This window comes from Nocardioides sp. P4_G10 (assembly GCF_056401175.1).
In genome coordinates this window covers 36,416-49,093 of the sequence record NZ_JBFUJV010000010.1, presented here as the reverse complement: position 1 = coordinate 49,093, position 12,678 = coordinate 36,416, and the positions used below count along the sequence as shown (strand labels likewise).

The 12,678-nt window shown below is 70.2% G+C and carries 12 protein-coding genes; 2 read left to right on the top strand and 10 right to left on the bottom strand.

The annotated features are described in order from the left end of the window. Positions 1–32 precede the first annotated feature (32 nt). From AC1DP1_RS12280 to AC1DP1_RS12260, 5 genes are read right to left on the bottom strand one after another with little or no spacing between them, the layout of a single operon-like run. Positions 33–1,070 (bottom strand): MCE family protein, encoded by a 1,038-nt coding sequence (locus AC1DP1_RS12280; protein ID WP_477507086.1) that lies wholly within the window; start codon positions 1,068–1,070, stop codon positions 33–35. Continuing rightward, positions 1,067–2,341, bottom strand: coding sequence for an MCE family protein (locus AC1DP1_RS12275; RefSeq protein ID WP_300049558.1), 1,275 nt, complete (start codon positions 2,339–2,341; stop codon positions 1,067–1,069). Before AC1DP1_RS12275 ends, AC1DP1_RS12280 begins: the two co-directional genes overlap by 4 nt. Positions 2,342–2,348: 7 nt before the next feature. Further along, complete coding sequence (locus AC1DP1_RS12270) at positions 2,349–3,173, bottom strand: MlaE family ABC transporter permease (RefSeq protein ID WP_457185803.1); 825 nt, start codon at positions 3,171–3,173, stop codon at positions 2,349–2,351. A 3-nt stretch (positions 3,174–3,176) separates the two neighbouring features. Further along, on the bottom strand, positions 3,177–3,962 hold the full coding sequence (locus AC1DP1_RS12265; RefSeq protein ID WP_457185801.1) for an MlaE family ABC transporter permease: 786 nt from the start codon (positions 3,960–3,962) through the stop codon (positions 3,177–3,179). A gap of 7 nt (positions 3,963–3,969) precedes the next feature. Then, positions 3,970–4,926, bottom strand: a complete 957-nt coding sequence (locus AC1DP1_RS12260; protein ID WP_477507085.1) for an ABC transporter ATP-binding protein — start codon at positions 4,924–4,926, stop codon at positions 3,970–3,972. Between the two features lie 121 nt (positions 4,927–5,047). Between AC1DP1_RS12260 and AC1DP1_RS12255 the strand changes: the two genes are divergently transcribed. Together AC1DP1_RS12255 and AC1DP1_RS12250 are read left to right on the top strand one after the other, a co-directional pair. Further along, on the top strand, positions 5,048–6,268 hold the full coding sequence (locus tag AC1DP1_RS12255) for a lysylphosphatidylglycerol synthase transmembrane domain-containing protein (RefSeq protein ID WP_477507084.1): 1,221 nt from the start codon (positions 5,048–5,050) through the stop codon (positions 6,266–6,268). An 81-nt stretch (positions 6,269–6,349) separates the two neighbouring features. Further along, complete coding sequence (locus AC1DP1_RS12250; protein ID WP_477507083.1) at positions 6,350–7,363, top strand: NAD(P)-dependent alcohol dehydrogenase; 1,014 nt, start codon at positions 6,350–6,352, stop codon at positions 7,361–7,363. A 30-nt stretch (positions 7,364–7,393) separates the two neighbouring features. Here AC1DP1_RS12250 and AC1DP1_RS12245 read toward each other — a convergent pair whose 3' ends face one another. From AC1DP1_RS12245 to AC1DP1_RS12225, 5 genes are all read right to left on the bottom strand, one after another. Continuing rightward, entirely contained in the window at positions 7,394–7,780 is a 387-nt protein-coding gene (locus AC1DP1_RS12245) for a cupin domain-containing protein (protein WP_477507082.1), read from the bottom strand. A 24-nt stretch (positions 7,781–7,804) separates the two neighbouring features. Further along, positions 7,805–9,157: a carotenoid oxygenase family protein gene (locus AC1DP1_RS12240; RefSeq protein ID WP_477507081.1), complete on the bottom strand. Its 1,353-nt coding sequence runs from the start codon at positions 9,155–9,157 to the stop codon at positions 7,805–7,807. A 122-nt stretch (positions 9,158–9,279) separates the two neighbouring features. After that, positions 9,280–10,776, bottom strand: a complete 1,497-nt coding sequence (locus tag AC1DP1_RS12235) for an amidase (protein ID WP_477507080.1) — start codon at positions 10,774–10,776, stop codon at positions 9,280–9,282. 107 nt (positions 10,777–10,883) lie between these two features. Next, positions 10,884–11,864: an electron transfer flavoprotein subunit alpha/FixB family protein gene (locus AC1DP1_RS12230; protein WP_477507079.1), complete on the bottom strand. Its 981-nt coding sequence runs from the start codon at positions 11,862–11,864 to the stop codon at positions 10,884–10,886. Then, positions 11,861–12,634 (bottom strand): electron transfer flavoprotein subunit beta/FixA family protein, encoded by a 774-nt coding sequence (locus AC1DP1_RS12225; RefSeq protein ID WP_477507078.1) that lies wholly within the window; start codon positions 12,632–12,634, stop codon positions 11,861–11,863. Before AC1DP1_RS12225 ends, AC1DP1_RS12230 begins: the two co-directional genes overlap by 4 nt. Between the last annotated feature and the right edge of the window lie 44 nt (positions 12,635–12,678).

The window sequence follows — 12,678 nt, the reverse complement described above, 5'->3', positions numbered from 1 at the left end:
GAAGCGGGGGAGAAGAACGGCGTGGGGTGACTTCATCCCAGATCACACCTGTCGGAGCCGGTGTTGTACTTCACCGGGATCGAGACGTCGCGGGGCAGGTTCACGCGCCCCTGGAACTCGCAGAGGTAGAAGTTGAAGAACGAGCCGTAGATCGCGGTGCGTCCGATCTTGTTCAGCTTGATCGGCAGCACCTGGATGGCGCGGTCGAGCTCGGCCTTGTTCTTGTCGATGTTGCCGGCCACCGCGCGCAGCTCCTTGATGTCCTTCACGAAGGGCTCGCGGATGCCGTCGATGAGGGACGCGGTCTCGACCGACAGCGTGGAGACCTCCTCCAGCGAGCCGAGGATCGCGTTGCGGTCCTTCTTCAGCCCACCGACGAGCGTGCGGAACGACTGGATCAGCCGGGTGAGCTGCTTGTCGCGGTCGGCGACGTGGTCGAGCACCAGCGACAGGTTGTCGATGAGGTCGCCGATCACCTCGTCGCGGTCGGCGAGCGTCGACGTGACCGACGCCGTGTGCGCGAGCAGCCCCTCCAACGTCCCGCCCTCGCCCTGGAACACCTGGACCAGCTCGTACGACAGCTGGTTGACGTCGTCGGGAGAGAGCGCCTCGAACAGCGGCTTGAAGCCGTTGAAGAGCACCGTGAGGTCGAGCGCGGGCGTGGTCCGCGACACCGGGATCGTCGAGCCGGCCGGCAACCGCCGGGTGTCGCCCACCTCCTGGGTGAGCGAGAGGTAGCGCTGCCCGACGAGGTTGCGGTAGCGGATGGCGGCGTTGGTGCCACCGTTGACCGAGGTGTCGCGGTCGACCGAGAAGGTGATCAGCGCACGGGTCCGGTCGACGATCTCCACCTCGCTGACCGTGCCGACCCGGACGCCGGCGACGCGGATGTCGTCGCCCTTGTTGACGCCCGTGGCGTCGGTGAACTCCGCCTTGTACTCCCGCGACGACCCGAAGTCGAGGTTGCCGATGGTCACCACCAGCACCGCGGTCGCGAGCGAGGTGACGACGACGAAGACGAGCAGCTTGACGAGGTCGATCGAGGTCCTGAGGTCGAGGATCCGGCTCATCGCAGCGACACCTCCGCCCCGCGTGCCATCGGCCCGACCAGGAGCACACCGAGGTCGGGTACGTCGTCGGTGCTGACGCCCAGGCCCGGGGCGAGCAGCGACTTGAGCAGCGCCGACTCGTCGCGCCCGCCTGCGAAGCCGGCGGCGGTGCCGGACCAGCCCGGACCCACGCGGCTGGTGCCCTTGCCGGTGGGCTCGTCGACACCGTCGACGAAGTCGGGCTGGGAGGTCAGCGGGTTGCTCTGGGACCACGGCGGCGACGGGAGCGTGCCGCAGTGGTAGCCGCGCTTGTCGCCGTAGACCGGGACGTCCTGCGGGCCGTAGCCGCGCGGCTGGTTGGGCAGCGTCTCGAGCACGATGTGCAGGGTGAAGCCGCGGAACGCCTCGGCCTGGAGCTTGCCCGCCCCGACGATGCCGCCGAGCAGGCAGGGGTACCCGGGTGCGTAGCGGGCGAACACCTCGAGCTGTGCCGCACCGAGGTCCGCGAGCCGGACCAGGTTGTCACCGTTGGCGCGGGTGAAGCGATCGGCGACGGTGGCCAGCTTCGACACGTCGTTGAACAGCGCCTTGAGCCGGTCCTCGCGGTCCTCGAGCGTCGACGTGGTGGTGATGGTGTTGCGGAGGATCGTGGCGACCTCCGGCAGCACGTCGGCGTACGTGTCGGAGACCCGTGCCGTGAGCCGCAGGTCCTCGATGAGGGCGGGGAGCTCGGGGTTGAAGCGGGTCAGGTAGTCGTCGAGCGTCTCGAGCGTCTCGCCCAGCTGCTCGCCCCTCCCCTCGAGGGCGGTCGCGACCGCGTTGAGGGTGGTGTTGAGGTCGGCCGGCTGCACCGCGCGCAGCAGGGGGTAGAGGTCGCTGAGCACCTGCTCGACCTCGATGGAGAGGTCGGTGCGCTGGATGACGTCACCGTCCGCGATCGGCTGGGCGGACGACCCGCCGTCGGGGACCACCAGGGAGACGAACTTCTCGCCGAAGAGCGTCTTGGGCAGGATCGAGGCGGTGACGTCGCGAGGGACGTCGGTGGTGCGGTCCTGGTAGAGGCCGAGCGTGATGTCCGCGCCCTCCGCGGTGGGCTCGTAGTCGAGCACCTCGCCCACGATCACTCCCTTGATCTTGACGTCGGCGCGCTGCGGCAGCTGGAGCCCGATCCTGGACGCCTTGACCGTGACCTCGTCGTAGTCGGTGAACTTCTTGGTGAACACGCCGTACGTCGCCCACACCGCGCCGAGCATGAGGACCAGGAACACGACTCCCAGGGACTTCGTCTTCATCGCCCCGTCACCCCGCCAGCCGCACGGTGGTCGACGCGCCCCAGATCGCCATGGACATCAGCAGGTCGAGCACGTTGATCGCGACGATGCTGGTCCGGACGGCGCGCCCCACCGCGACGCCCACGCCGGCGGGACCGCCGGAGGCGTTGTAGCCGTGGTAGCAGTGGATGAGGATGACGGTGACCGCGAAGACCAGCACCTTGCCGAAGGACCACAGCACGTCGCCGGGCGGCAGGAACGCGTTGAAGTAGTGGTCGTACGTGCCCGCGGACTGGCCGTAGAACTGGGTCACCACCAGCCGGCTCGCGAAGTACGACGACAGCAGGCCGACGACGTACAGCGGGATGATCGCGATCAGACCGCCCACGACGCGGGTGGCGACGAGGAACGGCATCGACGGGATCGCCATCACCTCGAGGGCGTCGACCTCCTCCGAGATCCGCATGGCGCCCAGCTGGGCGGTGAAGCCGCAGCCGACGGTCGCGGCGAGCGCGATGCCCGCGACGAGCGGCGCGATCTCGCGGGTGTTGAAGTAGGCGGAGACGAAGCCGGAGAAGGCAGCGGTGCCGAGCTGGTTGAGCGCCGCGTATCCCGACAACCCCACCTGCGCACCGGTGAAGAAGGTCATGCCGATGATGACGCCGACGGTGCCGCCGATGACGGCGAGAGCACCCGAGCCGAGGGTGACCTCGGCGAGGATCCGCATGATCTCGCGCGGGTAGCGGGTGACCGAGCGCGGCACGGCCTTGAGCACCGCGATGTGGAAGGCCAGCTGGCCTCCCAGGTCGTCGAGGGAGGCGAGCGGCTTGGCGTATACGTCTCGTAGGGCCATCGCTCATCCGCCCTTCGGGGGCACGACCTGCAGGTAGATCATGCTGAGGACGAAGTTGGCCACGAAGAGCAGCAGGAACGTGATGACCACGGACTCGTTGACGGCGTCGCCGACGCCCTTCGGCCCGCCCTTGGCGTTCATCCCCTTGTAGGACGCCACGACCGCGGCGATCAGGCCGAAGACGAGCGCCTTGACCAGCCCGATCCACAGGTCCGGCAGCTGCGCCAGCGCGGTGAAGCTCGCGAGGTACGCACCGGGGGTGCCGTCCTGCAGGATGACGTTGAAGACATAGCCGCCGCTCACCCCGACGACGCTCACCATGCCGTTGAGGAAGAACGCCACGAGCATGCACGCGAGCACGCGGGGCACGACGAGGCGCTGGATCGGGTCGATGCCCAGCACCATCATCGCGTCGAGCTCCTCGCGGATCTTGCGAGCGCCGAGGTCGGCCGCGATCGCCGAGCCACCGGCCCCGGCGATCAGCAGTGCCGTGCCGATGGGGGCCGCCTGCTGGATGACCGCGAGCACCGACGCCGAGCCGGTGAACGACTGCGCGCCGAACTGCTTGATCAGGCCGCCGACCTGGAGCGCGATGACCGCGCCGAAGGGGATGGCGACGAGGGCGGTGGGAACGATGGTGACCGAGGCGATGAACCACGCCTGCTGGATGAACTCGCGCAGCTGGAAGGGGCGCCGGAAGAGCCCGCGACCGACGTCGAGGGCGAAGGCGAACAGGTTGCCCGCGGCACCGATCGGTGCGAGGGCGCGCGAGGACGTCGACGTGGACATGACCGCCTCAGGCCCCCGGCGCCAGGCCGGCGTTGCTGGTCTCGAAGGATCCCGGCGGCGGGGTCACGCCGTTCTCGCGGCACCACTCCCCTGCCGGGCGCTGGCTGCGGCGCGGGATGCCGTTGGACGGCTCCTGCTGGAGCGGGATGGGCGGCAGCGGGGGCAGCTCCTGACCCTCCTCCGCCGCGAGCTCGTCGGCGTCCTTCTCCTCGGACATGCCGATCGGGCCGACGCGCTGGGCGTTGAGGAACTGTCGTACGACGGGCTCCTCCGAGCTCAGCAGCTGCTCGCGCGGGCCGAACATCGCCAGGTGGCGGTGGTAGAGGAGACCGATGTTGTCGGGCACCGTCCGGGCCGTGTTCACGTCGTGGGTGACGATGAGGAAGGTGGCGTCGATCTGCGCGTTGAGGTCGATGATGAGCTGGTTGAGGAACGCCGTCCGCACCGGGTCGAGGCCAGAGTCGGGCTCGTCGAAGAGCACGATCTCGGGGTCGAGCACCAGCGCCCGCGCCAGGCCGGCACGCTTGCGCATGCCGCCGGAGATCTCGCCGGGCAGCTTGTCCTCGGAGCCGAGGAGGCCGACGAGGTCCATCTTCTCCATCACGATGGCCCGGACCTCGGACTCGGACTTCCTGGTGTGCTCGCGCAGCGGGAAGGCGACGTTGTCGTAGAGGTTCATCGAGCCGAACATGGCGCCGTCCTGGAACAGCACGCCGAAGAGCTTGCGGATCTCGTAGAGGTCGCGCTCGGAGCAGCTCGCGATGTCGGTGCCCTCGATGAGGATCGAGCCGTTGTCGGGCTTGAGCAGGCCGATGAGCGTCTTGAGGAAGACGGACTTGCCCGTGCCCGACGGACCGAGCATCACGCAGATCTCGCCCGCAGGGATCGTCAGGGTCACGTCGCCCCAGATCAGCTGCTTGCCGAAGGACTTGGTGAGGTCGTTGACCTGGATCTCGACACCCATGTGCACCCTCCCTGCCGTCTGGCTGTGGCCCTGGCCGGGCTCCCGTCCCGCGCTGCTTACGGGGTGGACAACGCGGCAGGGCGCGGGAGGTTACGGGCGGAGGAGACGGTCGTCACTGAACGTGGATGCGGGGAGCGAGAGGGGGTTCCGTCCCACTCGCCGGTGTTCCTTGTCCATTTCCACGCAGTTCTGGAGACTGGGCGTGCACGGTGCGGGTTTCGGCGCGGATGGGCGATTCGGCGGCAGGCGGATGAGCATGAGCATCACCGGCAAGGGCCTGGTTCGTCGGTGGGGTGGTCGTGCAGTCGGGTTGGCTGTCACGGGCGTCGGCCTGTACATCGTGACGCCGAGCCTGTTGACCATGTTCGGGGCGTGGCCCCGACTCGCGGACGTCGACGAGCCGTGGTTCGTCATCCTCGCCGTGCTCGAGGCCTGCAGCCTTGCTTGTCTGTGGTGGCTGGCGCGGATCGCGCTGGCGAGTCCCGGTGACCCGGTCCCTGACGGGGCGGCAGATCAACAGGCCCAGGCGCCGCCTCGATTGGGTTGGGGGACAGCCGCGGCTGCCCAGCTCGCTGGCAACGCCGCCAGCAAGGTCGTCCCGGGGGGTGCCGCCACCGGCGGAGTCGTCCAGGGCAAGGTCCTCATCCAGTCCGGGCAGCGAGCCGGAGCGGTGGCGTCGGGGCTCACGGCCACGAACCTGCTGGGGACAGCGGTGCTGCTGATCCTGCCCGTGCTCACCATCCCGGCCCTGATCATCGGGCCGCCGCCGGCGAAGCAGCTGCAGCTGGGGTTGCTGGTCTCGTTGATCCTGGCAGCAGTCATCGTCGCCATCGGGGTCACGGCGCTGACCTGGCCATCAGTCGTGGCCGCGACGGGCATGATCACCGGACGTGTGGTCCACGTCTTTCGGAAGTCTGTGACGCCGCGCGGTCTTGCGGACGGGCTCCTGGCGCAGCGTGCGCGGGTCGCCGCTGCGTTTCGCGGTCGTTGGTGGACGGCCGTGTTCGCTGCGGCCGCGAACCGCATGTTGGACTACGCCGCTCTGGTTGCCGCCCTGGTGGCATTCGGGGCGCACGTGCGTCCCTCCGAGGTGCTGCTCGCATATGTGGTCGCGCAGGCATTCGCGATCATCCCGATCACTCCCGGTGGTGTGGGCTTCGTCGACGCGGGACTGACCGCGCTCCTGGTCCTGGTCGGCGTCCCGGCCGACACCGCGCTCATCGGCACGCTGCTCTACCGACTCTTCTCGTTCTGGCTGCCGATCCCGATCGGCGGGCTGGCCTGGGGTTGGTGGCGGATCCACCACCAGGCAGCGGATCGCCGACTGACGGACATCGGCTAGCGCAGGATCAAGCCCATTCGGGGGCGGGACCACGTGTGGCTTCCGCGCATCGAGGTGGGGCCGCTCCAGTACGGTCCGGGCATGAGAGCAGTCGTCCAGAAGCGCTACGGCTCCGTCGACGACCTCACCGTGAGTGAGGTCCCCCGGCCGGAGCCCGCCGCGGACGAGGTGTTGGTGCGAGTCCGGGCGGCTTCTGTCCATCCCGATGTGTGGCACGTCGTAGCCGGCCGGCCCGCGGTGCTCCGCCTCATGGGCTCCGGGGTCAGACGCCCCCGTGAGCCTGTGCCCGGGACCGACGTCGCTGGGGTGGTGGAGTCGGTGGGCAGCGCGGTGACCCGGTTCAAGCCAGGTGACGAGGTCTTCGGGGAGACTGTTCGCGGTGTCCAGTGGCGCAACGGCGGTGCGTTCGCCGAGTACGCCACGGCCCCCGAGGTGGGGGTGGCGCTCAAGCCACCCAGCGTCGGCTTCGAGGAGGCGGCGGCAGTGCCGACCGCCGGCCTCATCGCTCTGAACAACCTGCCCCAACGTCGGGTACCGACGGGTTCGAGGGTCTTGGTCAACGGCGCCGCGGGAGGCGTGGGCGCGATCGCCGTGCAGCTCGCCAAGGCATATGGCGCGCACGTCACGGGTGTCGATCACTCGAGCAAGCTCACGCTCGTGCGCTCCCTCGGCGCGGACCGAGTCATCGACTACACGGCCGAGGACTTCACACGTGGCGGCGAGCAGTGGGACCTCATCTTCGACGTGCCCGGGAACCATTCCTTCCGGGCGACGCGCCGCGCACTGGACCCGCGAGGCAGCTACATCCTGATCGCGCACGACGCATTCGGAGCGACGGGACATCGCTGGCTGGGCAGCATCCCGCGCCTCCTCGGACTCGTGGCACGCTCTGCGGTGTCCCCCCAGCTGCGCGGCGGGTCGTTCGCGCCACCGGACAAGAGGGAGCTGATGGACACGCTTGCGCGGTTCATGGAGAGCGACCAGCTGCGCGTGGTGGTGGACCGGACCTATCCCTTGAGCCAGGCGCCGCAGGCGATGCGACACCTCATGTCCGGCCAGCCCGTGGGACGGATCGTTCTCCGCATCGACGACTGAGGTGGTGGCTCACCCCGCCGCGGTCGCGCGTCAGCGCCCTGAGGGCCCTTCGACGTTGACGGTCGGGATGCCGCCGCCCACCCGGGCGATCACCGCGAAGGATGGCTCGTGGCTGGGGTTGGATTCACGGTGGACGGTCCAGGCAGGGACGTGCACGAAGTCGCCCGAGCCAGCATCGATGTAGCCGTCGTGGCCCTCGAACTCAAGTCTCAGCACGCCGCGCACGATGTACAGGCTCGACTCGTTGCGCTCGTGGTGGTGCCAGCCCGACACCGCTCCTGGCTCGGTCTCGACCTGGCCGGCCCAGAGCAGCGGCAGCTCGAATGCCAAGGCGCGGTTCATGCCAGGCGTCGGGTCTGCTGGAGCCAGGTCAGCCGGCGTGAAGACCCGTACGGGCCGTGGCAGCTCACCGCTCATCAGTTCAGGATCCCCATTCGTTGCTCAGGCGAGGGCGGAGTCGGGGATCCAGTTCCCGTGGAATCCCTGCGGCACCCGGGCCGGCAGATGGATCGTGGCCACCGGATGTCTGAAGTCGTGGGCATCGATGATCACCAGGTCGCTGGCGTCGCGCGCGGCGTCGTACACGTAGCCCATGAGCCAACCGTCGTCCTCGCCCGCCGCGCTGCCCGCCGGGACGAACACCATCTCGCTGGCGATGCGGCCGGAGCCCAGGTCGACCTCGACGGTGGTGCCGCCGACGAGGTCGTGCTTGCGCACAGCTGTCCGGGGGTCATCGCCCAGCGCGCCCAGGTCGCGCACCGACGATGCGCCGATCGTGTAGCCGTAGCGGTGGCGGCGGCCCGTGAGTCGTTCGTCCGCGCGTGGGAACTCCGTGCCGCGATCGTCGATGGTCTCGGTGAGGACGTTGCGTGCCTGCGGGTCGATCGTCCAGCGCTCCAGACGGGGGCGATCGGAAAGGGGCTCGCCGTCCTCGGCGAAGGCATGGTCGTGCACCACCAGGTCGATGACCACCCGATCGCCGTCGTCGAAGGCGTTGAGGGGGTGGTAGACGAAGCACGGCTCGACGTCGATCCACACGACGTCGGTCCCCGTGCCGGCCCGGGGCAGGAGCCCGACCCGGGCCCCGTTGTCGGGGCGCCAGCGGAAGGGCAGGGAAACACCCTGGAGCGCGAGCTCCAGGTCGAAGAGCACAGGCAGGTCGAGCAGCACGACCCGGGAGGCGGTCAGGCCCATGTCGTGGAGCATCACCGGGGCCGGAAGGTCGATGTCGACGGTGCTGGCGAGCTCCCCGGACGAGTCGATCACGTGATAACGCAACGCGGGGTTGTCGAAGCCGTAGGTCATCACGTGCATCTCGCCGGTGTTCGGGTCGAACTTGGGGTGAGCGTTGATGCCGGCAGGGAGAGGGCCGCCGAAGTTGCGCGTGGCGACCGTGTCCAGGTCACAGGTCAGCTCGTAGGGCAGCGACCCCTCGGTCACGGCCAGGATCCGGCCGGCGTGGGCGAACACGTTGGTGTTGCCCGAGCCGGGGTACCACCCGCCGTCCTCGTGGGGCACCGGGGACTCACCGAGGTGCGCGCTGGCCTCCGGGCTGCGCACCCAGCGGTTGCGGTACCAGCGTGCCCGGCCGCCGTGCAGGTCGACGCCGTGCACCATCCCGTCGCCCGCGAACCAGTGGTACGTCTCAGCGTCGGCTGCGAACGGGTTGGGTCCGGTGCGGATGTACCTGCCCGCCAGAGCCGCTGGCACCGCGCCAGTGACGTCGAGATCCGTTGCGGTCAACTCAGTGGCCACCGGCGCAAAGTTGCCGTCGAGGTAGGTGGCTGCAGTCATCGTCTGCTCCCTGGCATCGGGCCGCTGAGCCGGCCCCACCAATAGACACCCTCACCCGCTACGCGTCAATCAGCCGCTCTTGCGCTGACCCGCGGCCGCGCGGATCCGCGCGGATCCGCGCGCTAGGCGGTGAGCGCCTGGTCGAGATCGGCGTACCGGTGGAACCATGGCTGTGCCTGCTCCAGCTGCGCGGCGAGCCGCAGCAGGAGACCGTCCGAGGCAAGGGAGCCGACGAACTGCACGCCCAGGGGCAGGCCGGTGGCGGTCCAGTGCAGAGGCACGGAGATCGCGGGGCGACCGGTGAGGTTGGCCAGCTGGGTGTAGGGCACCCAGCCCAGGTTGTCGGTGATGAGCTGGTCGAGGATGCCGGTCGCGTTGAGGAGCTTGCCGGCGTGCACCTTCGCGATGATCCGCGAGGCCCGCTGCAGCAACGGCGGGGTATCAACCGAGCCCACCTCCAGCGGCGGCTTCGCCAAGGTCGGGGTGAGCAGCAGGTCGTAGCGCTGGTGGAAGTCGTCGAGCGCGCGGACGTGCCGGTTGACGTTCTCCAGCGCGGCGAAGAGCGCCCCGACGCCGGCGGCGCGGCCGATCTCGGCTGCCGCGAGCGAGTCGGCAGCGAAGGCGCTGTCGGGCGAGCCGAGTCTGTGCTTGATCTGGCTGATCTGACCGTGGAGCTGGGCGAACCAGATGCTCAGGAAGTCACGGGCCAGGGCGTCGTCGTCGTGCGGCGCGTCGACTTCCTCGACCTCGTGGCCGAGCTCGGCGACCAGGCGAGCGGCACCCTCGACGGCGGCGACCGCCTCGGGGTCTGGACTGGGGTTGATGGCCGAGGAGACCGTGAAACCGATCCGCAGACGCGCGGGCGGGCGGTCGAGCCCCGGAAGGAACCGATCGGGGGTCGCAGCGGCGTACGCCGCGTAGCGGGTCGGCGCGCCGACGATCGCATCGAGCAGTGCGGCGCTGTCCCGGACGCTGCGGGAGACCACGCCCTGGGTGACCATCCCGAACATGGTCTCGGTGCCCTGGGGACCGTAGGGCGTGAGGCCACGGCTGAGCTTCAACCCGACCAGGCCGTTGCAGGCCGCGGGGATGCGGACCGACCCGCCGCCGTCGTTGGCGCCGGCCGCCGGGACGATGCCCGCGGCGACCGCGGCGCCCGAGCCACCGGACGAGCCGCCCGGAGTGTGGGCCAGGTTCCACGGATTGCGGGCCCGTCCCAGCAGATCGTCCTCCGTGATGCCCTTCGCTCCGAACTCAGGGGTGTTGGTCTTGCCGAAGACAACGAGTCCGGCGTCGAGGAAGCGCTGCGTGACGAGTGCATGCTCATCGGCCACGTCGTCCACCAGCGCGTGCGAGCCGTTGGTGGTGGGGAACCCGGCGTACTCCTGCGCGAGATCCTTCACGAGGAAGGGCACGCCCGCGAAGGGGCCGCTCAGCGGCTCGGCGACCCGAGCATCGGCCACATCGTCCAGCATCCTGACGATCGCGTTGATCCTCGGGTTCACCTGGTCGGCACGCTGGCGTGCCAGGGCCAGCAGCTCAGCCGGAGTGACCTGCTTGTCGGCAACCAGGGCTGCCAGGCCGGTCGCGTCAGTGGTCAGGTAGTCGTCAAGGTGCACGGAGCGAGTGTAGGAGCGCGCCATCCCTCAGGAGTGAGGAATGGGCCGCCGCCATGTGGGCCCCCGAACGTGCGTGCAGGGCACCCGGGCGGCCGTCACCCGCGCCCTCAGGCGCGGCGGCGGCGGATCTCGGCGTTGACCGCCGGGATGATCTCGTGGAGGTCGCCGATCACGGCGTGGGTGGCCTTGGTGACCATCGGGGCGTCGGGGTCGGTGTTGATGGCGAGGATGACCTTGGCGCTGCTGCACCCGGCCCAGTGCTGGATCGCACCGCTGATGCCGCAGGGGATGTAGAGGTCCGGCGAGATCCGGCTGCCGGTCTGTCCCACCTGCTCGTGGTGGGGCCGCCAGCCCAGGGAGGTCACCACGCGGGAGACGCCCAGCGGGGCGTCGAGCAGCTCGGCGAGCTCGAGGAGGTCGTCGAAGCCCTCCGCCGACCCGGCACCGCGACCGGCGCCGACGACGACGCGGGCCGACTTCAGGGTGCCCGAGAGGTCGGGCTCCGGCTCCTCGGTGGAGACGACCCGGGCCAGCAGGTCGGCGTCGGCGACGTCGGGTGTCTCGACGACCAGCTCACCGGCACCCGCGGTGGCGGCGGGGGTGGCCTCCACCGCGTGGCCGGCCAGGGTGAAGATCGCCGGCCTCTGGGACAGGCTCATCTCCTCGAGCGCGGCGCCGCCGACGACCTGGCGGGTCACCGTGAACGGCGACAGGCTGCTGAACGACACGACGTTGGCGGCCATCGGCAGCGCGGACCGGGCCGCGACGTGGGCCAGTACCTCGTTGCCGCGCGGGGTGCCGGCGGCGGTGACGACGACCGCACCCGCGCGCTCGCGCACGGCCATCAGCCCGGCCGCCCACGCGGCGCCGGAGAACGAGTCGTAGGCCGCACCGGTGAGGGCGTGCACGCGGCGGGCGCCGTACGACGCCAGGGTGCCGACCAGCGCGTCGTCGGGGTGGCCGACGACGACCGCGTCGATGGGCACACCGCCCCCGGCGGCGGCGAGGTCGCGCGCGAAGGTCATCGCCTCGCGGGAGGTCTCCACGACCTCACCTGTCGGCGTGACCTCGACCAGGACGATGATCATCGGGCGAGCACCCCCAGCTGCTCGAAGAGGTCGACGACCGCGGGTGCGCTCGCCGGGCCCTCGCCCAGTACCTGCACGGTCGACGGGGAGGGAGGGGGCAGCACCAGTCGGACGCGGGACGGTCCGACCGGGTCGGCCGTGGGCCGACGCTCCTCGATCGGCGCCTTCTTGGCCTTCATCCGGCCGGGGACGCTGGGGTAGCGGGGCTCGACACCGCCCTCGAGGACCGTGACCACCGCAGGCAGGGGCAGGCGGAAGGTCTCGTGGCCGTCGGGGCCGGACCCGGTCGCCGTCACCTCGCCGTCGGCGACCGAGACCGTGCTGACGCCGTTGACGACGGGCCAGCCGAGCTCGTAGGCGAGGCGGATGCCGACCTGGAAGTCGCCGGTGTCGGCCGCGTCGTTGCCGAGCAGCACGAGCTCGTGGGGCGTGCCCGCCGCCTCGTGGTCGCGGACGACGGCGGCGATCTCGCGGGCGACGTCGGCGGGCCCGAACGACTGTGGGTCGGCCACCACGTGGGTGGCCGCGGCGCAGCCCACGGCGAGCGCGGCTCGGAGCTGCTCGACGGCGTCGTCGTCGCCCAGCGTCACGACGGTCGCGGCGCCTCCGTCGGCGGCGATGCGGACCGCGAGCTCGACCGCGCACTCCTCGTGCGCGCTCGTCGTGAAGCCGGCGTAGCGCCCGTCGACGCCCTGGGCGTCCTCGGTGAGGACGACCTCGCTCGTCGCGTCGACGACGCGCTTGACGCAGACCAGCGGGTGGACACTCATATGGACACCTCTTGGGAGGGATCGGGGTCCCCGCGGCGTTGTTC